This window comes from Mesorhizobium onobrychidis (assembly GCF_024707545.1).
Lineage (GTDB): Bacteria > Pseudomonadota > Alphaproteobacteria > Rhizobiales > Rhizobiaceae > Mesorhizobium > Mesorhizobium onobrychidis.
The window spans coordinates 7264551-7290888 of sequence record NZ_CP062229.1 but is presented as its reverse complement, the minus strand read 5'-3'; the positions used below and the strand labels follow the sequence as shown (position 1 = coordinate 7290888).

Here is a 26338-nt window from a genome sequence, read left to right as displayed (position 1 = left end):
CGACAGCTCGTGTCCGGTCGGGCCGGGGTCGCGGTCTAACCCATGAGCCCCAAAAGGGGAACAACCTTTCGCAAGGGGGCTAGTCCTTTCGGAAGACCAGTCTTCCGAGCCAGCCGGTCAGCATGGCCAGCGATACAGCGAAGACGCCGTAGAGAAAGGAATAATCGTGGGCAACGCGGAAGATCGACTGTTCGAAACCGGACTTGCGGATTTCGAGTTGGGCGGAGCTTTCCTTGATGAACAGGCCGCTCTTGAACAGGAACGCACGGGCCTTGTGGGTACCGACTGGAACGTTGGGGGCGAGCCTGACGGTGGCGCGGAACAGGTTCTGCGACAGGAACTGCACGCCGCCGACATTCTCGCTGTAGAGGCCGGTCGCCGTTTTGCGCTCGCGCAGCGCCGCGGTGAATTCCTGGATTGTCGCCGGACTGTCGCCGTCGTCGGCCGGCTGCATGTAGATGTTGGCGGCGCCGAGCGACAATTGCTTGTAGCTGTTGGGGTCGGTGACGTCCTGCAGCGGGCGCGTCGTCGCCACCGAATAGGACACCGGCACATTCTCGAAGGTCTCGGACTCCAGATTGATCCAGAGGCCGAGCACCCGGTCCTTGCGGCGCACGACGACCGGCCGGGCCGGACCCTCAAGCACGACGATGATGTCGTAGCGCCCTCGGCGCGCGACAAGCGGGTCGGCATTTTCCAATGAGCCGAAGATGGTGAGGTCGGCACCTGAAAACCCGGCGGTGATTGAGACATGGTCGGTGGACAGGCCGATCTGGATGTTTTCGGTAACCGGCGTCTGCGCTTTTCCCGGTGACGAGGCGGCGAACAGCGACAGCGAGGCAACGGCCAAGAACGCCCTCAAGCCCGCCATCAGGTCGGATCCACGCCGGATAGGGAATAGAGGTTGGGCGGCGTCACGAACAGATCGATGGCGAGCCGGATGGCAACCGCCAGCACCAGCAATGCCAGCAGCGCCCTGAGCTGCTCGCCACGCAGCCTTTGGCCGGCCTTGGCGCCGTATTGCGCGCCGGCGACGCCGCCCGCCATCAACAGGAAGGCGAGCATGACGTCGACTGTCTGATTGGTGGTGGCATGGACCAGCGTGGTGTAGGCCGAGGTGAAGATGATCTGGAATAGCGAGGTGCCGATGACGACGTTGGTCGGCACTTTCAAGAGATAGATCAGCGCCGGTACCATGATGAAGCCGCCGCCGACGCCCATGATCGACGATAGGAAACCGATGCCGGCACCGAGGCCGAGCACCGGGATGACGCTGACGAAAAGCTTCGAGGCCCTGAACCGCATCTTCAGCGGCAAGCGGTGGATCCAATTGTGCTGGCCGGATTTCTTCAGCACCGGTGCCGCGCCGCTGCGCGTGGCGCGTAGCGCATTGACGCTCTCGACCAGCATCAGCCCGCCGACGGTGCCAAGCAGCACGACATAGAGCAGCGAGATGAACAGGTCGAGCTGGCCGAGCCTGCGCAAGAAGCCAAAGACAAAGATGCCGCCGGTTGAGCCGACGATGCCGCCTGCCAAAAGCACACCGCCGAGTTTGAAGTCGAGCGTGCCGCGCTTCACGTGCGACAATGCGCCGGAGAAGGAGGAGGCGATAACCTGGTTGGCGCCGGTGGCGACCGCGATCGCCGGCGGTATATTGTAGAAGATCAGCAGCGGCGTGATAAGGAAGCCGCCGCCCACTCCGAACATGCCCGAAAGGAAACCCACCGCCGCGCCCATGGCCAGCAGCACGAAGATGTTGACGGAAATTTCCGCGATCGGGAGATAGATGCCCACCCGTCAGTCTCGATCAGTTTGCCTCTCGACGAATGCAACCGTTGCGGGCATTTCGCGCCAAAAAGCCTATCTCGTTCTTGCGCCGGCCGGGCGGCGAAGTCAAACCTCGCCACGCCGCCGAAACAAAAAACAACTCAATCAGTTAACAGGCAAATGTGTGGCAAAGGCGTCGCGGAAACGACGCATCTGACGTTATTTGCGCGCGAGCAGCGCCTTGACCAGTTTTTCGTCGACCGCGCCCGTCGCCTTCAAGTCGTTGTCGGTCTGGAAAGCCATGATGGCATCCTCGGTTTTCTGGCCCATCACGCCGTCGGCATTGCCGGCCTCATAGCCGTTCTTGTTGAGAATGCGCTGGATGTTCTGAACGACCTTCTTCATGTCGACGCTGGCGGTCGTCTGCGGCGTGCCGTCCTGCCACGATTCGGGAATGTCGGCCGAATTGGCCGCAGGATCGAGCGGCTTTGCCTTCCACAGTTCGGCGGCGGCGCGTGCGCGTTCGAGCTGCTCGGGCCTGAGCGCCTTGGCGATCTCGTCGCGCTTTGCCGCCGCATCCTTGTCGCCGGTCTTGGCAACGAGCGCGAACCATTTGTAGGATTCTTCGAGATTCTGCTTCATGCCGACGCCCTTCGCCGCCAGGATGCCGAGATTGAACTGGCTGTCCTTGACACCGAGATCGGCAGCCGCCTGGAACCAGTGCGCGGCCGATTCATTGTCGGTCACGCCGTCCGCAGCCATGGCAAAGAGCACGGCGAGATTGTGCATGGCGCTGGCGTTGCCTTGCTCCGCGGCGAGCTGGTACCAGGTCTTCGCCTTCTTGACGTCGCGCGCGACGCCCGTGCCCTTCTCATAGAAGTTGCCGATGCGGTATTCCGCCGGCGCGAACCCGAGTTCGGCTGATTTCTCGTACCATTTCGCGGCCGCTGCCATGTCTTGCTTGACGCCGCGCGATTCGGCGTAGCGCGAGCCGATCTCGAACAACGCCTTGGCGTCGCCGCCGGCCGCTGCGTCACGCAAGGCAGCTGGGCCGGCATCGGCTGGGATGTCGATCTTGGCAGTGGCCGCCGCCGTCGAAGCATCCGCAGGCGTGACCGTGCCGGTCATCTCTTGGGTCGCGGGCGTGGCAGCCCGCGCTGTGGCCATTGGCTCGATGTCCGCAGCCGTCGGGCCCGCAGGTGCCGAGGCTGTCACATTCGCCGCCGGATCGGGCGGCGCCGTTGGAGTGACGAGCGCAGGAACGGGTTCGGCCTCGGGTGCGTTGCCCATCGGCGTTCCGGCGTCCGCCAGCGCGGCGCGGGCGGTCCGTGCCGGCATGTCGTCCTCGGCTACCGATTCGGACGGCTCTGCCTGCCGGACGGCGCGGGCTTGCGCGCTGTCCTGTGCTGCAGTTTGCGCGTCCGTCTTCGGCTCGCTGGCGGTACCGGCCGACGTGGTTTTCGCTGGCTGCGCGGCCGCGATCGGCGCCGCATCGTTGCTGGCTATTTCAACGGGGTCGGAGAAAAAGGCCGTGCCCAGTTGCAGGCCGGCGAGCGCCAGCATGACTGCGGCGGCCGCCATCAGGATCGGCTTGCGCCGCGCCTTGAGCAGGTCGCCGATCCTGAGCGCCTTCACCGGGCCGCTCATCTTCGATTGCCGCTTGAGAGCGTCGGCCTCGGCGGCCGCCGCTTGCGCCGCGCGTCTGGCTGCGGCGATGAAGTCGGCTTTCGATGCATCGACACTGCCGGGCCTGACCGGCGGTCCGCGTTCGTCGCGCACGCGTTTCATGATGGCGTTGAGGTCGGGTGGGCCGGAGCCGGGCTCCAGCGGGCGGTTGGCAACCTTCGGATCCAGCGGCTCGTCGAGATCGGCGCTCGGTATCTCGACATCAGGCGCCGAGCCGGCAAGCGGTGGAACGATCGTCTCCTTCTTGGCCTTGAAGGCGCGCGCCAGTCCGCCGAGCATCGACTTCCGGCCGCCGGTCGGCTGGCTTTTTTCCGCCGTGTCCGAGCCAAGCGCCGCCATGGCCGCGGCGGCGGCGGCTTCGGCCGGCGTACGCGTGCCCGGTTCGCTACGCGAACCTGATTCATTGCTGATGATGGCAGAGACATGGCTGTCGAGCTCGGCCATCTCTTCCGTCAGCGGCAATGGCTGGTCGATGTCCATGGACGGCGCGTCACGCACGGCCATCTTTGACGGTCGCACGCCGCGCCAGCTGTCCGGCTCGGCCGGTTGCGTATTCAGAAGTTCGCTCACAGCGTCGGTCGGTTCGCCGGTTTCCAGCGAGCCCAGCCGGTCGACGATCTTGAGCAGCGTGTCGTGGATGGCTTCGAAGGTCCTCGAATTGCGCTCATCGGAACGGCGCGTCAGTGCTTCGAGTGTCTTCAGATCCTGGGCGAGGCCAGAGACGGCCGCCGTGTTGGCACTGGAGCCCGCCAACGAACGGACGGCGCTCTCGGCTGCCTCGCGCGCCGCGCTGAGGATGGAATCGCGGGTGCCAGCCAGCGACTTCTCGATTTCGTTGAGACGAGGGCTGATATCCTCCAATTCCGGCAGTGGCGCGCCGGGTTTCGAAAGGTGCGCCGACAGGCCCGCGACCTGCGCTTCCAGGCTGCGGATCAGGGCCGGGTCGATGCCGGCGACTTGTGCCGCAGATGAATCCAGCCGGATTGAAATGTCTTCGAGCCGGCTTTCCAGGCCACGGATCGCCGCTTCGCTTGCGGAATCGGGAACGCGCGTCTCCAAGCGCTTGGCCAGCGCGCTGAAGCGGGCGTCTAGGGCGTCCATGATGCCGGCCCCGTCGATCTGCGGCATGCGCTGGTCCAGCCTGTCGGCAACTTCGTCCAGCCGGCGCTCGAGATCGCGAAACAGCATGTTGCCCTGTTCGATCGCGTCGCCCTGGCGTCGCTCCATCATGCCGGACAGCACGTCGAAACGCTGTTCCAGCCCCTGGAAGATATAGTCGGCGTCCGGCATGGCAGGCGCCCGGTCGATCTTGTCGGCAATAAGCGCGATCTGCTTGTCGAGACGCTCCATCGCCTGCTCAGGCAAATTGGCCCGGTTGGCAAGATCGTCGACCCGGCTCGACAGCATGTTGAGGCGGTCGATGACCTCGCCGCTGGGGTGGACTTGCGTCACTTCCTCGATCTGTTCGGCAAGCGAGGCGATCCGCTTCTCGATACGCTCGAATGCTTCGGGGTCGAATGAATTGGCCTGCGCGGCGACGGTCGAGGCGACGATGGCGCGGGAAATCTCGTCCAGCCGCTCGTCGATCATTGCGAATGTGCTGCTGCCGAGATTGTCCTGCTGGCGGGCGAAATGATCGACGGCGCCGGCAAGCGTGCGGACCTTCTCTTCGAGCGAACGCAGCGACAGCGATTCCGGCAGATTGTTGACGGCATTGCTGATCTGTTCGAGCCGTTCGGTCAGCATCGAAAGACCGGGTGCGTCCGACCGCTGTCGCTGATCGGCATCGACACGATCCTCGAACGCGGTCCAGCGGCGGTCGAACTCGTCCCAGCGGCGGCCAACTGCCTGCACGCTCTCCTCGCGCGCCAACGTGTCGAGTGCGGCCTTGACCTGCTCCAGATCGAGCCGGAGCATGTTGACGCTTCTGTCGTCGCTCTTTTCGGCCAGAGTCTGGATGGCGCCGGAAAGCCGCTCGAACTCGACGCCGAGTTCGGCGCTGCCTTTGCCGCCTCCCGATTGACCACCCGGCTGGGCGCTTGCCTGGAAAGCCCGCTCGATGTCCTTGCGCAGCGCTTCGAATTCGCGCTGCAGGCCGGCGGTCATCTGGTGGCGCAGTTCCTCGCGCAGGCCACGCAATTCGCCGGCGATCTTGCCGACCACGGCGACACCGTCTTCTTGGCCGCGCACACGGTCGATATCGCGGGCGATCGCCTGGTAACTCTGGTCAAAGGCAGCCGGCTCCGGGCTTTTCGGCGGCTGCGCGGGGCGCGGATCCTCATAGGGCCGGGCGCTGGCATAGCGCGGCTCGGCGCTCGGCCGGCGCGGATCGGGACGCTCGCTCAGGTCCTCGCGCGTCCGCTCCAGCCGCTGCTCCAGCGTTTCCAGGGAACGGTTGAGCTGTTCAAGCGTGGTGTACGGCCTGCGCTGCCTGCCGGCGTTGAGTGTATCGAGATAGGACCGCTTGCTGTTCATCGATGCGCCCGTTCAGAATTACTGCTGGCTTATGACCAGTTTCCCAAAGTCCTGCCGGAAACGAATGCGGCCGCGCGCTTTGCTGCGGTGGAAGACCAACTTCCCGGGGTTCACCCGCGCTCCGAAAAACCGTGAAAAATTCGCTACAGGATAAACACGGGTAACCGACATGCGCACATTTCGCCCAACGTGGTAAACAACGCGTTAACTAAGCTTAAGAAGTTACAACGTTGTTGGCGGGCCGCCTAAGCGCGGCCGGGCCATGCGCTGGCGGATGCGGCAAAAAGTTCCTTCCCCACAACGCCCTTGCTTCGTGAGGCGGCTATCGGTATAGAATTGACGTAAACGTAAAGGTGCACAGACTGTGCCGTTTGCGGTTTGTTTGTTGAAACCACGAGTGGAAGCACGCCCCCGCTTCCGCTCAGGCGACGCAAGGTCCGGGACCGCGGCGCCACCAGATGGGGAAAGCCAGTGACCATGAAACTTGTTTCGCCCGGCGAAGCCGCGGCCAATACCAATGATATGTCTAACAAAGCCGGCGAGGATCTTGTCCGCATCGGCGAGATGGCCAAGAAGTACGGAGTAACGCTGCGCACGCTGCGTTTCTACGAGGACAAGGGTCTTCTCACTCCGCAGCGCGACGGCTCGACCCGTCTCTATACGCGACGCGACAAGGCGCGGCTGAAGCTGATCCTGCTCGGCCGCAAGGTCGGATTCTCGCTGCGCGATGTCAAGCAGATGATGGATCTGTATGACCCGACTGGCTCCAACACCAAGCAGTTGCGACTGGCGCTCGACAAGTCGGAGAAGCAGCTTGCCCGTCTGCAGAAGCAGCGGGCGCTGATCGACGATGCCATCAACGAGTTGAGCAACTCGATGGCGGCGGTGCGTCAGATGTTGATCGAACGTTCGGCGCCGCAGGCCAGCGCCGCCGGATAATTCGGCCTCGCCGGCTTCCGGTGAACGGCCTTCTGACGAACGAGAGCCGCGTGGCGCTGGCCGCGCGGCTCTTTCTGCCTTCCGGCTGCGTCGGGATGAATACATTTCAATCGTTCCGCACTGGTTTCAATGGTGTAGCGCCGCTACGCTCGCGGGTGAGGCCCCGGAAAAATTTGCCACATCAAAAAATTGACGTTTACGCAAACGTCAACTTTTGCTATCCCGACCTGAACATTGGTCCGCATGCTGTCCCTGATCCATTTTCTGGGGCTTGATTTCGGAGCCAAGGCCGCATGGTGGAGGAAACGCATGCCGATCTACAGGGCGCCGGTTCAGGACACGCTGTTCGTGCTGAACGAGGTACTGCGCTACCAGCGCTATTCCAATCTTCCCGGATTTTCCGACGCGACGCCGGATGTGGTCGAGGCCATCCTCGCCGAAGGCGCCAAGCTCGCCGAAAACGTCATGCAGCCGCTGAACCGCGTCGGCGATATGCAAGGCTGCGTGCGCCATGACGACGGTTCGGTGACGACGCCGAAAGGCTTCAAGGAGGCCTTCGACCAGTATCGCGACGGCGGCTGGATGGGGCTGGCCGCACCCATCGAATTTGGCGGCCAGGGTCTGCCTTACGCGGTGCATACCGCTGTTTCCGAGTATATGGTTTCGGCCAACATGTCGCTGATGATGTATCCCGGCCTGACGCAGGGCGCGATCGCGGCGATCATTACCCATGGCACCGACGAGCAGAAGGCGACATGGCTGCCGAAGCTGGTCGAGGGCATCTGGACCGGCACCATGAACCTGACCGAGCCGCATTGCGGCACCGATCTCGGCCTGCTGCGCACCAAGGCGGTTCCCAATGGAGACGGCACCTACAGGATTTCAGGCCAGAAGATATTCATCTCGGCCGGCGAGCACGACATGTCGGACAACATCGTCCACCTCGTGCTGGCCCGCATCGAGGGCGCACCGGAAGGCGTGAAGGGTATTTCTCTGTTCATCGTGCCGAAGCTCAAGCTCGATGCATCCGGCAATCCGGGCGAGAAGAACACCGTCTCCTGCGGCTCGATCGAGGAGAAGATGGGCATCCATGGCAATTCGACCTGCGTCATGAACTATGACGAGGCGCAAGGCATGCTGCTCGGCGACGCCAATGGCGGGCTGAAGGCCATGTTCACGATGATGAACGAGGCCCGGCTCGGCGTCGGCCTGCAAGGGCTCTCTCTGTCGGAGGTCGCCTACCAGAACGCTGTGTCCTATGCCAAGGATCGCCTGCAGGGCCGCTCGCTGTCCGGGCCGAAGGCGCCGGACAAGAAGGCCGATCCGATCATCGTCCATCCCGACATCCGCCGCAGCCTGATGACTATGAAGGCCTTCAACGAGGCCGGCCGCGCGCTGGCGCTGTGGACGGCGATCAAGTCGGACATCGCGCACCGTGCCAGTGACGACAAGGACCGCCAGGCCGCCGACGACTACACCGGCCTGATGACGCCGGTGGTCAAGGGCGTGCTCACCGACAAGGGCTTCGACCACGCGGTGATGGCGCAGCAAGTGTTCGGCGGCCACGGCTATATCGAAGAGCACGGCATGAGCCAGTTCGTGCGCGATGCCCGCATCGCCATGATATACGAGGGCGCCAACGGCATCCAGGCGCTCGACCTCGTCGGCCGCAAACTGGCCTTGAATGGCGGCCGCGCCGTGCAGGCCTTCTTCAAGGAGGTCGGCGAGTTCTGCGAAGAGAACCGCACTGACGAGAAGATGGCGCCCTTTACCAAGGCGCTGAAGAAGGGCCTCAACGATCTGCAGGCGGCGACGATGTGGCTGATGCAGAACGGCATGACCAAGCCCGACAACGCCGGTGCCGCCTCGACCGACTACATGCATCTCTTCGGCCTGGTGGCACTGGGCTATATGTGGGCGCAGATGGCCAAGGCAGCCGGGGCGAAATTGGCGAATGACGCCAATGGTTCTTCTGCCTTCTACGACAGCAAGCTGGTGACGGCGCGCTTCTTCATGGAGCGGATCATGCCGGAGACGTCGGCGCACCTCGCCCGCATCTCCAGCGGCGCGGACACGCTAATGGCGCTGCCGGCGGAAGCGTTCTAAGCTCGACGTTCCCCTCCCCCTCGAGGGGAGGTTGGCCCGAAGGGCCGGGAGGGGTCCTGCGTGCAGCGCGCCGACTGGTGACATGCCTTGGGAGGAGAATAATCGCAATGCCGTGGCATATGGCGCAGGTTGTAAAAGATAAGATCGAGCACGCCACCGGCGACCCCACCCGGTCGCTTCGCGGCCACCCTCCCCTCGAGGGGGAGGGGAGCGTTGGCGCGGGAGAAATAGCATGACCAACCCCGCCGAAATCCTCGGCCTCCCGAAACCCGCCTGGGCGGCGGACGAGGTGGGCATGCTCTACGACATGGCGCACCGCTTCATGTCGGAAGAGATCGCGCCGCGCTATGACGAGTTCGAGAAGAACGAGATGGTCGACCGCGAGAGCTGGCTGAAGGCAGGTGCGGCCGGTCTGCTCTGTGCCTCGATGCCGGAGGAATATGGCGGTTCGGGCGGGACATTCGCGCATGAGAGCGCCATCATCGAGGCGATCGGCCATGTCGGCGTCGACGGTTTCGGCATCGGCCTGCATAGTTCGATCGTCGCCCCTTACATCCTCCACTACGGCTCGGAGGAGCAGAAGAAGAAATGGCTGCCGAAACTGGCGACCGGCGAGTTGATCGGCGCCATCGCCATGACCGAGCCCGGCGCCGGCTCCGACCTGCAGGGCGTCAAGACGCGAGCCGAGAAGGATGGCAACCAATACAAGGTCAACGGCTCGAAGACCTTCATCACCAACGGCCAGCTCGCCAACTTCATCATAATCGTCACCAAGACCGATCCGGAGAAAGGCGCCAAGGGCACTTCGCTGATCGTCGTCGAGACCGACGAGGTGGAAGGGTTCGAGCGCGGCCGCAACCTCGACAAGATCGGGCTCAAGGCCAACGACACGTCGGAACTGTTCTTCAACGATATGCGCGTGCCGACCTCCAATCTGCTCGGTCACGAGGAAGGCCAGGGCTTCGTCCAACTGATGCAACAATTGCCGCAGGAGCGGCTGCAGATCGGCACCGGCGCCATCGCCATGATCGAGCGGGCGCTGGCGCAGACCATCGACTACGTCAAGGAGCGCAAAGCCTTCGGCAAAGCGATTATCGAATTCCAGAATACCCAGTTCAAGCTGGCCGAACTGAAGACCGAAGCGACCATCGGCCGCGTCTTCTACAATGACTGCGTCGCCCGCCATATCAATGGAGGCCTCGACCCGGTGACGGCCTCGATGGCCAAATACTGGCTGTCCGACCTGCAGGGAAAAGTCGTCGACGAATGCCTTCAATTGCATGGCGGCTATGGCTACATGAATGAGTATCCGATCGCCCGCATGTTCCGCGACGCCCGCGTCCAGCGTATCTACGGCGGCACCAACGAGATCATGAAATTGCTGATTGGACGCTCTCTCTGAGCGACTTTTCGGCAAACCAAGGAGCAGGAAAATGGCCGAAGCTTATGTCTATGACGCCGTGCGCACGCCGCGCGGCAGGGGCAAGAAGGATGGCTCGCTGCACGAGGTGCCGGCGGTGCGGCTCGGCGCCAAAGTGCTCGAGGCGATCCGCGACCGCAATGGGCTGGATACCGGCACCGTCGACGACATCATCTTCGGTTGCGTCGACCCGGTGGGCGAGGCGGGGTCTGTTATTCCGCGCGCCGCCGCCTTCGAGGCGGGCTACGACACGAAAGCGCCCGGCATGCAGATCTCGCGCTTCTGCGCCTCTGGCCTGGACGCCATCAATTTCGGCGCAGCCAAAATTGCGCAAGGCGCCGACGAGATTGTCATCGCCGGCGGCGTCGAATCGATGTCGCGCGTCGGCATGGGCGCATCCGGTGGCGCCTGGTTCATGGACCCCTCGGTTGGCCTGCCGGGCTGGTTCGTGCCGCAAGGCATCTCGGCCGACCTGATCGCCACGAAATACGGCTTTTCGCGCGACGACGTCGACGCCTATGCGGTCGAGAGCCAGAAGCGTGCTGCCAAAGCCTGGGGCGAGGGCCGCTTCAAGAAATCGGTGATCTCGATCAAGGACCAGAACGGCCTGACCATCCTCGACCACGATGAGCACATGCGGCCTGCGACCGATATGCAGTCGCTGGCGGCACTCAACCCGTCTTTCGTCATGCCCGGCGAAATGGGCGGCTTCGATGCCGTCGCGGTGCAGAAGCATCCCGAGGTGGAAGAGGTCAACCACGTCCACCACGCCGGCAATTCGTCCGGTATCGTCGACGGCGCGGCGGCCGTTCTGCTCGGCTCGAAGAAGGCTGGAAAGACGATCGGCCTGAAGCCGCGCGCGCGCATCCGTGCATTCGCCAATATCGGTTCGGAACCGGTTCTGATGCTGACCGGTCCGGTAGACGTGACCGAGAAGCTGCTGAAGCGCGCCAGGATGAAGCTGTCGGACATCGATCTGTTCGAGCTCAACGAGGCTTTCGCCTCGGTGGTGCTGCGCTACATGCAGGCTTTCGATATTTCGCACGACAGGATCAACGTCAATGGCGGCGCCATCGCCATGGGCCATCCGCTCGGCGCCACGGGTGCGATGATCTTCGGAACGGTGCTGGACGAACTTGAGCGTCGCGACCTCGATACCGCGCTGGTGACGCTCTGCATCGGCGCCGGCATGGGCACCGCAACGATCATCGAACGCGTCTGACGGGAGAGAGACCGATGAGCTATACCAATTTCACCCTCGACATCGACGCCGACGGCATCGCGCTGGTCACCTGGGACATGCCTGGCCGGTCGATGAACGTCTTCACCGAAGAAGCGATGCTGGAACTGAACTCCATTGTCGACAAGGTGGCGAGCGACGCGGCGATAAAGGGGGCGGTGATCACCTCCGGCAAGGATAGTTTCTCGGGCGGCGCCGACATCACCATGCTGCAAAAGATGTTGGCGACCTTCGCCGCTGACAAAGCCAAGGACCTGGACAAGGCGACCAAGGCGCTGTTCGACAACGCCGGCTATATGACCGGCCTGTTCCGCAAGCTGGAAACCTCAGGCAAGCCATGGGTGTCGGCGATCAACGGCACCTGCATGGGCGGCGCGTTCGAGCTGTCGCTCGCTTGCCATGGTCGTGTCGCGGCCGATTCCGACAAGGTCAGGATGGCGCTCCCCGAAGTGAAGATCGGCATTTTCCCAGGCGCCGGCGGCACCCAGCGCGTGCCGCGGCTAACCGACCAGCAGCAGGCGCTGCAGATGCTGACCTCCGGCCAGACGCTGTCGCCGCAGAAGGCCAAGTCGATGGGCCTGATCCACGAGATCGCCGAGCCGCAAAAGCTGGTCGAAACCGCCAAAGCCATGATCAAAAATGGCTTGAAGCCGGTGGCGCCGTGGGACGAGAAGGGCTTCAAGCTGCCCGGCGGCCCGATCTATTCGGTGGCCGGCGCCAATCTGTGGCCACCGGCAATCGCCATCCTGCGTCGCGAGACCTATGGCAACTATCCTGCCGCCGCCGCCATCCTGAAATGCGTCTATGAAGGCCTGCTGGTGCCGTTCGACACCGCTTTGCGCATCGAGCAGCGCTATTTCACCGAGATCATGCAGACAAGAGAAGCGGCGGCGATGATCCGCTCGCTGTTCGTGTCGCTGCAGGAACTGAACAAGGGTGCTCGCCGCCCGGCCGGCGCGCCGGAAACCAAGTTCAAGAAGATCGGCGTGCTCGGCGCCGGTTTCATGGGCGCCGGCATCGCCTATGTTACGGCCAGGGCCGGCATTCCGGTGGCGCTGCTCGACCGCGACATGGAAGCTGCCGCCAAGGGCAAGGCGCATTCGGACAGCCTGATCTCGGATCAGGTCAGGAAGGGCCGCGCCAAGCCGGAGGACAAGGACAGGCTGCTGTCGCTGATCACGCCGACGGCCGACTATGCCGACCTCGCAGGCTGCGACCTGGTGATCGAGGCGGTGTTCGAGGATTCGGGCGTCAAGAAGGACGCCACCGAAAAGGCGGAGGCCATGCTGAAGCCGGCGGCGGTCTTCGCCTCGAATACGTCTACCATCCCGATCACGTCGCTGGCGAAGAATTCAGCGCGGCCGAAGAATTTCATCGGCATCCATTTCTTCTCGCCGGTCGACAAGATGATGCTGGTCGAGATCATTTTGGGCAAGAAGACGGGCGACAAGGCGCTGGCCACCGCGATCGACTTCGTCCGCGCCATCAAGAAGACGCCGATCGTCGTCAACGACACGCGAGGCTTCTACGTCAACCGCTGCGTGCTGCGCTATATGTCGGAAGCCTACAAGATGCTCATCGAGGGCGTTCCGGCGCCGATGATCGAGAATGCGGCGAAGGCCGCCGGCATGCCGGTCGGTCCTCTGGCGCTCACGGACGAAACGGCGATCGACCTCGCGCAGAAGATCATGAAGCAGACCATGCGCGATCTCGGCGAAAACGCGGTCGACCCGAAGCAGATGGCGCTGATCAACACGCTGGTCGATAGTCATGGCCGCTTTGGCCGCAAGAACGGCAAGGGTTTTTACGACTATCCGCAAAAGCCTGCCAAGAAGAAGTTGTGGCCGGGTCTGAAGGATCTCTATCCGCAGTTGGCGCCTGAAAAGGTCGACTATGAGGAACTGAAGCAGCGGCTCCTGGTCACCATTGCATTGGAGGCGGCCCGGGTGATGCAGGAGGGCATCGTCACCGATCCGCGCGAAGCCGATGTCGGCTCGATCCTCGCTTTCGGCTTCGCGCCCTTTACCGGCGGCGTGCTGTCCTACATCGACGGCATCGGCGCAAAGAAATTCGTCAAGATCGCCAAGGGTCTGCAGAAGAAGTACGGCGCCGAGTTCAAGGCGCCGAAGCTCCTGCTCGACATGGCGGAAAAGGGCGAGACTTTCTACGAACGCTTCGATCCCTATGCCAGGAGCGAGGCCAAGAAGGCGGCGTGACGCCGCCTTCTTGGTGGACAAGATCGCGGCCACCGGTTAGAACAGAGAAGGTATTTTTTCCTGTTCTGAAGGAGAGCAAAAGTGCTCTCGCATGACCGCGTATGGGCCGCAATCGATGCTCTCGCCGAGCGTTATTCGCTCTCGGCCTCGGGGCTGGCGAAGCGTGCGGGCCTCGATTCGACCGCCTTCAACAAGTCGAAGCGGTTGTCCTCGGACGGGCGGCCGCGCTGGCCGTCGACCGAATCGCTGGCCAAGATCATCGAGGCGACGGGCGCCTCGCTCGACGAATTCACGGGACTCGTCGAAGGCCGCGGCAAGCCCGGCCCAGGACCCCTGCCCGCACAGAGGTCTTCGGTGCCGCTGCTCGGCTTCGCCCAGGCCGGCGCCGGCGGTTTCTTCGATGATGCCGGCTTTCCGGCGGGGCAGGGCTGGGACCTGATCGAGCTTCCGGCACAGGCGACCGGAACCTCCTATGCGCTGCAGGTCCAGGGCGATTCCATGCTGCCGCTCTATCGCAACGGCGACGTGCTGATCGTCGAGCCGGGCGCTGCCACCCGCAAGGGCGACCGGGTCGTCGTCAAGACCAATGCCGGCGAGGTCATGGCCAAGGTGCTGGACCGTCAGACGGCGAAGTCGATCATGCTGGTCTCGCTCAATCCCGATCACCCGGACCGCGACATCCCCATGCGCGATGTCGAATGGGTGGCGCGGATTGTCTGGGCAAGCCAGTAAGGGCCGCCGGTGCGCCCGTTTCATGCAGCCGCTGCGGTGTTGACGATCCTGGTGATGGGGGCCGCGATCACCGCCGGCGGCCGCGCCGTGCTGCACGACGAAAACGGCCGTGTCGCAGCTCGAGCGCAGGCCGGCATGGCGGCGCAATCCGAAGCGCCTGCCACATCAGCGATCCCGCGACCCAAGGCGGCGAGGCCGGAGGCGCATTCCACAGCCATCGATCCCGAGGTCGTCGCGCCGCCGCAGCTTCAACCCGAAGAGCTTGAACGGGTCGAGCCGCGCGCGCCGCTGAGTGATCTGGCGCTGGCCAGACCGCCCAAATCGAAAATGCCCGACGACTGGAACGGGACAAAACTGTTCCAGCCGATTGCAACTGCCGCCGGTGTGATCCAGGCCAAGGGCTACTCGGTCGCGATTTCGGGTATCGACATCGTCAGGCAGGACGAGACTTGCGCCGACGGCGGCAAATCCTGGACGTGCGGCAGCCGGGCGCGAACGGCGTTCCGTGCTTTCCTGCGCGGCCGGGCGGTGGTTTGCGCGGTGCCGCCCGAAGGCGGCCGCGACCTGATCGCCGCTGAATGCCGCGTTGGCAACCAGGATGTCGGTCAGTGGTTGATCGAAAACGGCTGGGCGCGCGCAGCCAAGGGTGGCCCTTACGTCGAGGCCGGCGAGAAGGCGCGTACGGCGAGGAAGGGCATTTTCGGGCCGGCGCCCAGTCTCTCCGGCCTGCCTCCGGCACCAGCCCCTGTCGCGGCAGCGCAGCCGACGCAGCCGATTCTCGATCCGTCGGCGACGGCTACACCGCCAACCGAGACGACGGCTACGCCGCCAGCTGACCAGCCAGCGCCTTCTGAATGAGCGTGCGCGTTTCTGCGATGCCGTAGAGCGCGGCGAAGGAACCGAAGCGCGGGCCGCGCTCCTGTCCGATCAGCACCTGGTAGATCATCTGGAAAAAGGCGACGGAGACGCCCGGTCCGCCTTCCGGGCTCTGCTTCGAACGGTCCTGATAGCGTTCGATCTTGCGCGCAACGTTGAGGGCGGCATTCTGGATCACCTCGCCATCGGCATCTGGCGGCAACGCGGCGAGCGCCTCGGAGAGTTTCGTCAGCGCCTCGCGCTCGACCGCGTCGGCGGCCCGGTACACCTTAGCCGGCTTCACGAAATCGTCGAAATAGCGGATTGCATACTCGGCCAGCCGGTCGAGCTCGGGATGGGTCTTCGGCGTCACGCCTGATGTGTGGCGCGAAATGAACCCCCACAGCACGTCCTTGTTCTGGGCGTTCGAGGCACTGACCAAATTGAGCAGCAGCGCGAACGACACCGGCAGGTCGACGACAGGCGGGTTACCGTCATGCATGTGCCAGACGGGATTTCCCAGCCGCTCCTTCCACTCCTGCCGGCGATAGGCGGACAGAAAGGCGTAATACTCGTCCACCGCCTTCGGAATGACGTCGAAATAGAGCTTCTTGGCCTGCCGCGGCCGCTGGTACATGTAGAGCTCGAGGCTTTCGGTCGGCGCGTAGGTCAGCCACTCGTCTATGGTCAGTCCGTTGCCCTTCGACTTCGAAATCTTCTGGCCGTTCTCGTCCAGGAACAGCTCATAGACGAAATGCTCGGGCGCGCGCCCGCCCAGGATATTGCAGATACGGTCGTAGATCACCGCATTCGTCTGGTGATCTTTGCCGAACATTTCGAAATCGACGCCGAGCGCCGCCCAGCGCATGCCGAAATCCGGCTTCCACTGCAGCTTCACCCTGCCGCCGGTTATGGGCAGCGTGGTTTCGGTGCCGTCATCATCGAAGGTGATAGTGCCGGCCTTGGCGTCGACATGCTTCATGGGGACGTAAAGCACGCGGCCACTTTTGGGGGAAATCGGCAAGAACGGACTGTAGGTCGTCTGACGCTCCTCTCCGAGCGTCGGCAGCATCACGTCCATAATCTTATCGAAACGTTCGGCAGCGCGCAGCAGAACGTCGTCGAAACGGCCAGCCTTGTAGTATTCCGTCGCGCTGGCGAACTCGTAGTCGAAGCCGAACGTGTCCAGGAAACGGCAAAGCATTGCGTTGTTGTGGTCTGCGAAGCTCGTATAGTCGCCGCCGAAAGGATTGGGGACGGACGAGAGCGGCTTGTGCAGGTGCGGCTCGAGTGCGGCGCGATCGGGGACGCTGTCCGGAATCTTGCGCATGCCGTCCATGTCGTCGGAAAAGCACAATATCTTGGTCTTGACCGTGTCCCGGGTGAGGACGCGGAAGGCGTGGCGCACCATCGAGGTGCGTGCGACCTCGCCGAAAGTACCGATGTGCGGCAGCCCCGACGGACCGTAGCCGGTCTCAAACAGTACGGTCTCGGGAAAGTCAGTGCCTTTGTAGCGCTCGACGATCTTCCTGGCTTCCTCGAACGGCCACGCCTTGCTTTCGGCCGCTGCCGCAAGCACCTCGGGATTGAGATCGATGATGTTTGATCCCGCCATGTCACTGTTTTCCAAACTGTTCGCCGGCATCGCCGCAAAAAGGGGGCCGGAAGAGGCTTTTTCAACCGGTCTCTAGGCGTGCCTGCCGTGGGCGTCAACGATCGCGGCTCTTTTTCCTTGCGGCGTCGGTGCCGCGTTCCTAACTTCGGAGCCCGTTTGAGGAGTTTTTAATGTCGTTGCCGCCGCATGAAGCCCTGATCTATCTGATGGTCATCACCTCCGCGTCCGATCGCGACATGACCGATGTCGAACTGGCGCGGATCGGCGACGTCGTCCGCTCATGGCCGGTGTTCGAGGACTTCGACCATGACCGGCTGGTCGGCGTCGCCCAGGACTGCCAAAAGATGCTGCACGAAAAGGACGGGCTGGAAGGTGTTTTGGCGCGGGTCGCTGACGCACTGCCCGAACGCCTGCTTGATACCGCCTATGCCGCAGCCTTCGAGGTTGCCGCCGTCGACCTCGAAATGCGCTTGGAGGAGGTGAGGGTGCTGCAGCTTATCCGTCGCCAACTCGATCTCGACACGCTCACCGTGGCCGCCATCGCCCGCGCCGCCAAGGCCCGCCTTCGCACGCTGACTTGATCGGCGCCCTGAAGGGTCAGAAGAAGCTGACCGGACCGGATCAGAAAAAACTGACCGGGAAATAGCGCAGATAGAATTCGGCGAAGACGCCTTTCACCGAAATCTCCTGCAGTGCGTAGTCGAACGCTGCGGCCAGCGCCGGATCGTTGGCCCTGGTGGCGATGGCCATGCCCGAGCCCAGATATTCTGGCGCCAGATACGGTCCGCCGGCAAAGCGGCAGCATGCTGCGGCATCCGAACCGCCCAGCCAGAAGGCGAAGCGCATGCCGTCGCCGAAGGCGGCGTCGACCTTGCCGGCCTTGAGATCATCATAGAGTTCTTCCGGCCGGTCGAAGGGGACGACCTGAACGGTGCCGAAATATTCGCGCAGCATCCGCTCATGCGCGGAGCCGGCGATCACGCCGACGCGCCTGCCGCGCAGTCTGTCGAAGATCGGTTCCGCGAGCGCCTTTGTCTTCGGCATGATGAAGCGCGCAGGAAACTGCAGGTAGGAACGGGAGAAGGCGTACTTCGACCGCGACTCCGGCGTGGCGGCGATGCCGGCAATGATTGCTTCGCCCTCGCCCTTCTGCAGCGCTCCTTCGAGCTCGGCCCAGGGCAGCGCCTGGATCTGGCATTTTTCCGCGACGCCGAGTTCGTCGCAGATGGCGCGCGCCAGATCGACGTGGAAGCCGGACAAGCGGCCTGCCCCGTCGAGGAAGTTGAACGGCGGGAAATCAGTGGTGGTCAGGAATCTCAGACGCGGCAGCGCGGAAAGGTCAGGCTTCGGCAGCCGCTCCTTTGCATCCCACAGCACCGGCACTTGCGGCTCCGCGGCACGCGCTGCCGTGAGCCACTGTGCCCCCGTCATTGACAGCATCAAGACGACGGATATCCACCGAATTGCCACGATCGAGCTCCGCCCTGTCCTGTCCAATGTGGCTTTTGGTACGAAAATGACACAGGCACAACGGTTTTTGATTTCATCACGCCGATTTAGGGTTATGCTTCAGCGAGCTTGCAAACATGTGTGGCGTCGGCTGGAGGGTAGCTGCAAGGCGCTGCAAACAGAGAGGAGCAGGTTTGTAATCCGGGGTCGATGCCAAAGTGCAGGTCAGCACTGGACCGTTGATCTCAACGCGGAAGGCAACATGGGGTAGATGTTGCGATGGGCCACTTCGATCGTACACTGGAATTCATAGATCAGCTGCAGCACGCCAATACGGCGGCCGCAGTCTGCGAAAAGCTGCTTGGCATAACCTCGGAGTTCGGCCTGACTGCGCTGATGGCCGGAACGGTTCCGCAACCGGGCACGCCAAGAGGCCAGCAAAAGGACCATGTGCTGCTTTGCGAGTGGCCGGGAGAATGGCTGGAGCGCTATGTGGCGCGCAACTATGTCGACCACGACCCCGTCGTCAGCCACATGAAGCAGCTTCAGGCGCCGTTCCAGTGGCGGGAGGCGTCCCAGAGCATCCGCATCGACAAGAGCAGCGGCGAAGTGATGGGCGACGCCGGCGAATTCAAGCTGCGCGACGGTTTGGCCTTCCCGCTGGTCACGCTCGATGGCCAGATCGTCATGGTGTCGCTCGGCGGCGAAGCCGTCGAATTGTCTGGCGCCGATTTCGGACTGGTGTCGCTGGCCGCGACCTATGCGATCGGCCGTGCCATGCAACTCCACACGATGGCGGCCCAGACCATCGACCACGTCGAACTGACGCCGCGTGAGCGCGAATGCATGCAATGGGCCGCCGTCGGCAAGTCCGAATGGGAGATTTCACAGATTCTCGGCATTTCGGAACACACGTCAGAGAAACACCTTCTTAACGCCAAAAGCAAACTCGGTGCCGTCAACCGGGTGCAGGCGGTCGCGGAAGCGATAAGGCGCGGCTATATTAGCTAGCTCGGCCGTGCCGGCCTAGAAATTCTTGCCTACGTGATCGCGTAATTTTCTCGGGACAGCCCGGCCGTATCTTCCTATTGAACCTAGGAGACGGCAGATGCTTTTTTCCCTTACCACACAGGAACTTATGGAACGTCCCGACCTTTGGGAGGCCGTCCATCGATTGCGCTACAAGATTTTCGTCGAGGAGATGGGGTGGACCGACCTGCAGCGCCCCGATGGCCTTGAGATCGATCAGTTCGACCATGACGAGGCGGTGCATCAGCTCGTCGTCCGCAATGGCGAGCTCGCCGGTTATCAGCGGATGTTGCCGACAACGCGGGCGCATCTTCTGACCGAGGTGCTGGCGGACCTCTATGAAGGGACGCCACCGTCCGGCCCGAACGTTTGGGAACTGACCCGCTACGCGGTGGCGCCGGGATTTCGTGACGGCAAGCGCGGCGTCTCGACGGTCGGCACCGAGCTCATTGCCGGCTTCGTCGAGTGGGGGCTGAAGCGGAACGTCAACCAGGTGATCATCGAGTTCGAGCCGATGTGGGTCCTGCGGGCGCTGCAGTTGCACTTCCTGGCGAAGCCGCTTGGCTACCAGCGCACCTATGGCAACCAGCAGGTCGTCGCCACACTGCTCACCTTCAACGAGCATACGCTTGAGGTGGTGCGTTCGCGTCGCAGTCATTTCGCGCCGGTGCTGGCCAGGGGATATCCCGACAGGCTCGGAATGAGGCAGGCCTCGTGAGAATTGGAGACAGCCATGAACATCCACCCGCAAACAGAGTTTCGGAATCATACCCTGATTGTCACGGTGTCGTCGGAAGACGGCCGACCCGTGCTGGACGGGCGAGCTTATGAAAGCCTGGCCAAGATCTTCCACGAAGCCGCAATCGACGATGATGTGCGCGTCGTGGTGCTGCGCGGCCTCGCCGGCTGCTTCTGCCTCGGCGGCGATTTTTCCGAATTCCTCGACGCCACCAAGCATCAACGATTGATCGCCGCCGTCACCGACATGTTCCGCACATTGGCGACGTTCCCGAAACCGGTCCTTGCCTGTGTCGATGGCGACGCCGTCGGCGTCGGCTGCACCATCCTGTTCCATTGCGACATGGTGATCGCATCTGATGAAAGCACGTTCCGGGTGCCGTTCGTCGATTTCGGCCTCGTGCCGGACGCGGCGACCAGCATCCTGGCGCCGCAGAAACTCGGTTATGCCGGCGCTTTCCGCTTCTTCTGCCTGGGCGACACGCTCAGTGCCGAGGACGCCAGGTTGCTTGGCCTGGTCACGGAGATCGTGGTGGGCGATGTCGAGGAAGCCGCACTTGGCAGAGCCAGGCAACTCGCCAAGAAGCCGGTCGCCGCACTGCTGCAGACGCGCGACCTGCTCAAGGGCGACACAGGCGCGCTCTGCGATCGCATTGACCAGGAGATTTCGCTGTTTCAGCAGGCTTTACAGGACGATACCACGCTGCGGCGGCTGCAGCGGATTGCTCGGCTGGCGGCATGAGAAGTCATTCGGCAGAATGACAGGAACATCTGGAATCGTGCCGCGCGTCCTTGGGGGCGCGCGGCACTCTTCAGGCCTGTATTCCCAGGAACGAAGGCCCTTCCCCGATGATCTTCTTGTCTTCCTTGCCGATGGCGTCGAGATCGCGGCCGTCATAGGGAAGCGACAACAGGATGCGCCGGATGATGGCAAGTCGCGCGCGCTGCTTGTCGTTGGCACGCACGATGATCCAGGGCGCGAATTCCTCGTGCGTGCGTGCGAACATGAGATCGCGCGCCTTGGTGTAGTCGTCCCATTTGGTGATGCCGGCAATGTCGATCGGCGAGAATTTCCAGCTCTTCAAAGGACTCCAGCGGCGATCGTGAAATCGCTCAAGCTGTGTTTCCCGACCGATGTTTAGCCAGAACTTGAAGAAATGGATGCCCTCGTTGCAGATCATCCGTTCAAAATACGGCGTCTCGTCCAGGAATTTCTGGTGCTGCTCCGGCGTGCAGAAGCTCATGACCGGCTCGACGCCGGCGCGATTATACCAGGAGCGGTCGAAGGTGACGAACTCGCCGGATGTCGGGAAGTGCGCGACATAGCGCTGAAAATACCATTGCCCGAGTTCGGTTGGGCTAGGCTTGGTCAGCGCTACGTTGCGCGCTGTCCTGGGGTTCATGTACTGGCGCAGCGCGAAGATCGTGCCGCCCTTGCCTGCGGCATCGCGTCCTTCGAACAGCGACATCACCCGCTTGCCCGTCGATTGCAGCCATGCCTGCGCCTTGACCAGCTCGATCTGCAGCCGCTCGAGCGTCTCGTCATACTCGTCGCTTTTCATTTTCTTGTCGTAGGGGTAGCCGCCGGCGCTCAGCTTGTTGTCTTCGACCCAGTCCGGAAGCTTTGGATCCTCGATGTCGAACTCGCGCTCCTTGCCGTCGATGCGGATCTTCAGCGGACCTGGAACGGGCGCGGCGGCATCTTCCTTGGGGTTTTTCATCGAGACGAACCTTTCCAGTTTCCGGACTCATGCTATTGGGAGCCTTACTGCATCGGCCCGAAAATCGGAATCGTTTTCGGAAAGAACGATGCAGCAGATTAACAGTGGTAGAGCGTCCTCTGTGCGTCCAATTGGACGCACGGCGCTCTAGCGCCGGTCCAGCGGGAAGTTTGCACCCGGCCGGACCGGGTGGAGGAGTGCGCGCGAATGGCTGACAATGGCTGACATGGGCGGCACAGAACAGCGAAGCACAGCGCAACTGGTCGCCACCCGGTTGTGGAACAGCCGCTTGCTGCTGGCGGCCGGCATCGTCGCGGTCCTGACGGTCTATGGTTTCGCAGACGTGACCGGCTATGTGGTGCTGCTGGCATGTGCCGTGCTGCTGCTTGCCGCCGCGATGCTGCCGGCCGGCGTTGCGCGCCAGTCCGCTGAGGATGCCGCGGCGATCGAGGCGGGCGGGCTACAACAGCTGTCGGGAGAATATCTGGCGGCCGCCGTTGCCGATCCGCTGATCATCTTCGATCGCACCGCCACGATCGTCCATGCCAACGCCGCCGCCTTCGCCGCCTTCGGCGGCATCGCACCGGGCATGTTGCTGTCGCTGAAATTCCGGGCGCCCGAGATGCAGGCCTTGCTGGACAGTATTTTATCGGGCGCCGCCGCTTCGGATGTCGTTGACTATACCGAAAAGCTGCCGGTCGAACGGGCCTATCGGGTGAGTGCGTCTTCGGTCGGTCACGGCACCGACCTCTATGTGCTGGTCTTCAAGGACCAGAGCGAGGCGCGACGCATCGACCGGATGCGGGCCGACTTCATCGCCAATGCCAGCCATGAACTGCGCACCCCGCTCGCCTCGATCTCCGGTTTCATCGAGACGCTGCGCGGCCCGGCCCGCAACGACCCGGCGGCGCGCGAGCAGTTCCTGCAGATCATGCAGAACCAGACCGGCCGCATGGCGCGCCTGATCGACGACCTGCTGTCGCTGTCGCGACTGGAAATGAAACCTTATCTGAAGCCGGGAACCGAGGTCGATCTCCGCCAGACCCTCGACAGCGTCATCGACTCGCTGGGGCCGCTTGCCAGGGAAAACGGCGTTGCCATCGAGCGGGATTTCGCGGAAGGGCCGCTCAATGTGCCGGGGGACCGCGATGAACTTTTCCAGGTTTTCGAGAATCTGCTGGAAAACGCCTGCAAATACGGACAGTCGGGTGGACGTGTCGTGGTGACGATTGCTCATAGCGATGACGGTCCCGAACCGGGCATTGACGTCACCATCCGGGACTTCGGTCCCGGCATTCCCGAGGAGCACATCCCGCGCATCACCGAACGCTTCTACCGCGTCGATGTCGAAAACAGCCGGACCCAGAAAGGCACCGGGCTTGGCCTGTCCATCGTCAAGCATATCCTGACGCGCCACAACGCCAGGCTCTCAATCAAGTCGGAGGTCGGCAAGGGCGCAGCTTTCACGGTGCATTTGCCAGCGCACGGACGCCTCACTACCTAAGAACGCGTCGGCCCGAAAACCGGAAGATTTTAGGACAGCCGGATGCGTGGATAAGGGACTTAGAGCGTACTCTGTGTCCAAGTGGACGCACGTCGCTCTAACGGTTTCTTTTTTCTGTCATCCGGCTAGCGTATCAGCGGGGATTCGAGGAAACGACTCGGACCAGAAGACCCCGGGAAGGCATCTCCATGCAGTCCGTGCACATCGTCAGCGCCTATGACGAGGAGCTGAAATATCTGTCGAAGCGCATCGCCGCGATGGGCGGGCATGCCGAACGCATGGTCGAACAGGCGATCGCGGCCCTGGTCAACGCCGACCCCGGCCTTGCCCAGAAAGTCATCCGTGACGATGCCGTTCTGGACGAAGGGCAGCGCGAGATCGACGACAAGGCGATCATCATCATCGCCAAGCGCCAGCCGATGGCGACGGATTTGCGCGAGATCGTCGGCGCGATCCGCATCTCGGCGGACCTCGAACGGGTCGGCGACCTCGGCAAGAATGTCGCCAAGCGCGTGGTTGCCGTCATAGAAGGGCGCCAGCCGACCAGCCTGTTCCGTGGCATTGAGGCCTTGGCCGACCTGGCGTTGACGCAGCTCAAGGAAGTGCTCGACGTCTACGCGTCGCGCTCGGTGGAAAAGATCGGCTTCGTGCGTGATCGCGATGATCAGATCGACGCCGTGTACACCTCGCTGTTTCGCGAGTTGCTGACATACATGATGGAAGATCCGCGCAACATCACGCCTTGCACGCACCTGCTGTTTTGCGCCAAGAATATCGAGCGGATCGGCGATCACGCCACCAATATCGCCGAGACGATCTACTACATCGTCACCGGCGACCAGATGCCGGCCGAGCGGCCGAAGGGCGACAAGACAGACAAGATTGTGCTTCCCGCAACGCTACCGGCGAAGTGAACGGCTGCCTCTCGAACCCATTGCTGATTTAGGCTAAGCTTTACCGAACGTTCCTGATCCTGACCCGAGGCCATGCCTCCAGGAGGTAGCGATGGAAACCGTTCGGAACCTGACGCCGGCCCCGCCGACATCGGCCATCGTCGCTTCCAGCGTCTATACCGCCGGCCGGCGTGTCGCCGACATTCCGATCGAGGAAGCTGGCGAATGGGCCAAGAAGCCAGGTCATGTCGTCTGGATCGGCCTGCTGGAGCCGGACCGCAACCTGTTGCTTCGCGTCCAGGCGCAATTCCACCTGCACGATCTGGCGATCGAGGACGCCGAGCATCCGCATCAGCGGCCGAAGATCGAGCAATATGGCGATGCGTTGTTCATCGTTGCCCGCACGGCTCAACTGATCGACAGGCGCGTCACCTTCGGCGAGACGCATCTGTTCGTCGGCGCCGGCTACATCGTCAGCGTCAGGCACGGTCCGTCGACTTCTTATGCCGTCGTTCGCCAGCATTGGGAAAGCTGCCCGCATTCGCTAGCCAAGGGCGAGGATTTCGTCCTCTATGCCATTCTCGATTTCATCGTCGACAACTACATGCCGGTGCTCGAGCAGATCGAGGACGAGGTCGAGGCGATCGAGGACAGGGTTCTGCTGAAGCCGATGACCGGCTCCGACATAGAGCGGCTCTACATGCTGCGCCGCGATCTCTTGCGCCTGCGCAACGCCGCGCTGCCGCTGGTGGAAGTCTGCCGCCGGCTGACCAGCGCCGACCTGCCGCAGATCCATGCGGCCATGCACCCGCTGTTCCGCGACGTCACCGACCACATCCGCACCGTCCAGGAGAAGATCGACAGCTTGCGGGAGGTGCTCGCATTTGCCTTCGAGGCGAGCCTCCTGGTTGGCCAGAGCCAGGAAACGGCGATCACCAAGAAGCTCGCCTCATGGGCTGCAATCCTGGCGGTGCCGACAGCGCTCGCAGGCATCTACGGCATGAACTTCAACGACATGCCGGAACTTAGGATGGAATATGGCTACCCGGTCGTTCTGGGAGCGATTATTTTGGTCTGCTCGGTTCTCTACTGGCGCTTCCGCAAGAGCGGCTGGCTGTGAAGGAAGCGAATGGCGAATAGGGCAAGAAACGACCTTGCGCCTTTCGCAAAGGCTATTCGCTATTCAGCGACTGCGCCGCCGCTCCGAAGCGGGCTGAAACGCAATGCGAGCGTGGTACTTGCAATAGGGTCCGGTTTCGGCCGCGTCGTTGCCGCAGAAATGGAACTCTTCCGAAAGCGGATCGCCATTCGGCCATTTGCATGTCCGCTCGGTCAACTCGACGAGTTGCAGATGCCGCGAGATCGGCACGACGACGTTCTCGACCGGACGGACGTAATGACGCGCCACCGGTACGGTGTCGAATTGCGCCTGCAGCGCGGTCGCGCCGATCGACGTGGTGATATGCCGCGCGGTGCTTGCCGCCCGCGACACCGATTTCTGGACGCTCGATCCTTGCACGCTCTTCTTCTGGCGTGCCGGCGTGGCGGTCGAGCGTCCGCGGCCCGACAGTTTCAGCCGATGCACCTTGCCGATGACGGCATTGCGGCTGACGCCCCCGAGCTGTGCGGCGATCTGGCTGGCGCTCAGTCCCTCCGACCACAATTTTCTAAGAAGTTCGACCCGCTCGTCAGTCCAATTCATGAGACCGCGCTCCTGCTGAAATGTGCGGCGATCGGAATCCTTCCACGATCCGGCTTCCGCCGGGCAGACACCACATATATCGGGTGATTAGGTCCGCCGCACGAAATCTAGTTATTTCTCGACTACAATTACCTTATGCGCTGACTCGGTGACAAGAGTCTGAGGGCCAACACGAATCGGTTTTTTCGGTTTTCCCCAACTTGCCCGGTCGCTGATGAGCCGGCGTCTCGCTGGAGAGCTTGCCGCGCGTC

21 protein-coding genes are annotated in these 26338 nt (G+C 62.8%); 14 read left to right on the top strand and 7 right to left on the bottom strand.

The genetic code is table 11. From position 1 onward, the window contains the following. Positions 1 to 79: 79 nt before the first annotated feature. From IHQ72_RS35830 to IHQ72_RS35820, 3 genes are all read right to left on the bottom strand, one after another. On the bottom strand, positions 80 to 871 hold the full coding sequence (locus IHQ72_RS35830) for a TIGR02186 family protein (RefSeq protein WP_258120562.1): 792 nt from the start codon (positions 869 to 871) through the stop codon (positions 80 to 82). After that, positions 871 to 1794 carry a sulfite exporter TauE/SafE family protein gene (locus tag IHQ72_RS35825; protein ID WP_095493560.1) on the bottom strand — a complete coding sequence of 308 codons (924 nt, stop codon included), beginning with the start codon at positions 1792 to 1794 and terminating at the stop codon, positions 871 to 873. Before IHQ72_RS35825 ends, IHQ72_RS35830 begins: the two co-directional genes overlap by 1 nt. A gap of 192 nt (positions 1795 to 1986) precedes the next feature. Then, positions 1987 to 5928, bottom strand: a complete 3942-nt coding sequence (locus IHQ72_RS35820; protein ID WP_258120561.1) for a peptidoglycan-binding protein — start codon at positions 5926 to 5928, stop codon at positions 1987 to 1989. A gap of 477 nt (positions 5929 to 6405) precedes the next feature. Here IHQ72_RS35820 and IHQ72_RS35815 point away from each other — a divergent pair, with 477 nt between their 5' ends. The 7 genes from IHQ72_RS35815 to IHQ72_RS35785 all read left to right on the top strand — a co-directional run bounded on the left by IHQ72_RS35815 (position 6406) and on the right by IHQ72_RS35785 (position 15439). Continuing rightward, positions 6406 to 6867 carry a MerR family transcriptional regulator gene (locus IHQ72_RS35815; protein ID WP_258120560.1) on the top strand — a complete coding sequence of 154 codons (462 nt, stop codon included), beginning with the start codon at positions 6406 to 6408 and terminating at the stop codon, positions 6865 to 6867. Between the two features lie 309 nt (positions 6868 to 7176). Further along, complete coding sequence (locus IHQ72_RS35810; RefSeq protein ID WP_258120559.1) at positions 7177 to 8973, top strand: acyl-CoA dehydrogenase; 1797 nt, start codon at positions 7177 to 7179, stop codon at positions 8971 to 8973. Between the two features lie 232 nt (positions 8974 to 9205). Beyond that, the gene (locus tag IHQ72_RS35805; RefSeq protein ID WP_258120558.1) at positions 9206 to 10375 is read left to right on the top strand and encodes an acyl-CoA dehydrogenase family protein; all 1170 of its coding nucleotides are present in this window, start codon (positions 9206 to 9208) and stop codon (positions 10373 to 10375) included. Positions 10376 to 10406: 31 nt separating this feature from the next. Further along, the gene (locus IHQ72_RS35800; RefSeq protein ID WP_258120557.1) at positions 10407 to 11615 is read left to right on the top strand and encodes an acetyl-CoA C-acetyltransferase; all 1209 of its coding nucleotides are present in this window, start codon (positions 10407 to 10409) and stop codon (positions 11613 to 11615) included. 14 nt (positions 11616 to 11629) lie between these two features. Next, positions 11630 to 13849, top strand: coding sequence for a 3-hydroxyacyl-CoA dehydrogenase NAD-binding domain-containing protein (locus IHQ72_RS35795; RefSeq protein WP_258120556.1), 2220 nt, complete (start codon positions 11630 to 11632; stop codon positions 13847 to 13849). An 81-nt stretch (positions 13850 to 13930) separates the two neighbouring features. Beyond that, positions 13931 to 14581 (top strand): S24 family peptidase, encoded by a 651-nt coding sequence (locus IHQ72_RS35790; protein ID WP_192362895.1) that lies wholly within the window; start codon positions 13931 to 13933, stop codon positions 14579 to 14581. A 9-nt stretch (positions 14582 to 14590) separates the two neighbouring features. Further along, complete coding sequence (locus tag IHQ72_RS35785) at positions 14591 to 15439, top strand: thermonuclease family protein (protein WP_258120555.1); 849 nt, start codon at positions 14591 to 14593, stop codon at positions 15437 to 15439. On the opposite strand, the gene IHQ72_RS35780 is transcribed toward IHQ72_RS35785, so the two are convergent. Beyond that, positions 15402 to 17051: a lysine--tRNA ligase gene (locus IHQ72_RS35780; protein ID WP_258120554.1), complete on the bottom strand. Its 1650-nt coding sequence runs from the start codon at positions 17049 to 17051 to the stop codon at positions 15402 to 15404. The two genes, IHQ72_RS35785 and IHQ72_RS35780, sit on opposite strands and share 38 nt — an antisense overlap. Positions 17052 to 17221: 170 nt before the next feature. On the opposite strand from IHQ72_RS35780, the gene IHQ72_RS35775 reads away from it, so the two are divergent. Continuing rightward, positions 17222 to 17632, top strand: coding sequence for a tellurite resistance TerB family protein (locus IHQ72_RS35775; RefSeq protein ID WP_258120553.1), 411 nt, complete (start codon positions 17222 to 17224; stop codon positions 17630 to 17632). Between the two features lie 40 nt (positions 17633 to 17672). On the opposite strand, the gene IHQ72_RS35770 is transcribed toward IHQ72_RS35775, so the two are convergent. After that, the gene (locus IHQ72_RS35770; protein ID WP_374120319.1) at positions 17673 to 18521 is read right to left on the bottom strand and encodes an ABC transporter substrate-binding protein; all 849 of its coding nucleotides are present in this window, start codon (positions 18519 to 18521) and stop codon (positions 17673 to 17675) included. 258 nt (positions 18522 to 18779) lie between these two features. On the opposite strand from IHQ72_RS35770, the gene IHQ72_RS35765 reads away from it, so the two are divergent. The 3 genes from IHQ72_RS35765 to IHQ72_RS35755 all read left to right on the top strand — a co-directional run bounded on the left by IHQ72_RS35765 (position 18780) and on the right by IHQ72_RS35755 (position 21009). Continuing rightward, complete coding sequence (locus tag IHQ72_RS35765; RefSeq protein WP_095493549.1) at positions 18780 to 19511, top strand: helix-turn-helix transcriptional regulator; 732 nt, start codon at positions 18780 to 18782, stop codon at positions 19509 to 19511. 97 nt (positions 19512 to 19608) lie between these two features. Beyond that, positions 19609 to 20247: an acyl-homoserine-lactone synthase gene (locus IHQ72_RS35760; protein ID WP_095493548.1), complete on the top strand. Its 639-nt coding sequence runs from the start codon at positions 19609 to 19611 to the stop codon at positions 20245 to 20247. Positions 20248 to 20262: 15 nt separating this feature from the next. Further along, positions 20263 to 21009: an enoyl-CoA hydratase-related protein gene (locus IHQ72_RS35755; RefSeq protein WP_123146566.1), complete on the top strand. Its 747-nt coding sequence runs from the start codon at positions 20263 to 20265 to the stop codon at positions 21007 to 21009. A gap of 70 nt (positions 21010 to 21079) precedes the next feature. On the opposite strand, the gene ppk2 is transcribed toward IHQ72_RS35755, so the two are convergent. Further along, the gene (gene ppk2, locus IHQ72_RS35750) at positions 21080 to 21988 is read right to left on the bottom strand and encodes a polyphosphate kinase 2 (RefSeq protein ID WP_258120552.1); all 909 of its coding nucleotides are present in this window, start codon (positions 21986 to 21988) and stop codon (positions 21080 to 21082) included. 217 nt (positions 21989 to 22205) lie between these two features. Between ppk2 and IHQ72_RS35745 the strand changes: the two genes are divergently transcribed. The 3 genes from IHQ72_RS35745 to IHQ72_RS35735 all read left to right on the top strand — a co-directional run bounded on the left by IHQ72_RS35745 (position 22206) and on the right by IHQ72_RS35735 (position 25505). Beyond that, positions 22206 to 23492: a sensor histidine kinase gene (locus tag IHQ72_RS35745; RefSeq protein WP_258120551.1), complete on the top strand. Its 1287-nt coding sequence runs from the start codon at positions 22206 to 22208 to the stop codon at positions 23490 to 23492. 188 nt (positions 23493 to 23680) lie between these two features. Beyond that, positions 23681 to 24406 carry a phosphate signaling complex protein PhoU gene (gene phoU, locus IHQ72_RS35740; RefSeq protein WP_258120550.1) on the top strand — a complete coding sequence of 242 codons (726 nt, stop codon included), beginning with the start codon at positions 23681 to 23683 and terminating at the stop codon, positions 24404 to 24406. A 91-nt stretch (positions 24407 to 24497) separates the two neighbouring features. Further along, the gene (locus IHQ72_RS35735; protein WP_123146570.1) at positions 24498 to 25505 is read left to right on the top strand and encodes a magnesium and cobalt transport protein CorA; all 1008 of its coding nucleotides are present in this window, start codon (positions 24498 to 24500) and stop codon (positions 25503 to 25505) included. A 63-nt stretch (positions 25506 to 25568) separates the two neighbouring features. Here the strand turns inward: IHQ72_RS35735 and IHQ72_RS35730 are convergent, their stop codons facing one another. After that, positions 25569 to 26087 (bottom strand): GcrA family cell cycle regulator, encoded by a 519-nt coding sequence (locus tag IHQ72_RS35730; RefSeq protein WP_095493542.1) that lies wholly within the window; start codon positions 26085 to 26087, stop codon positions 25569 to 25571. Positions 26088 to 26338: the final 251 nt, after the last annotated feature.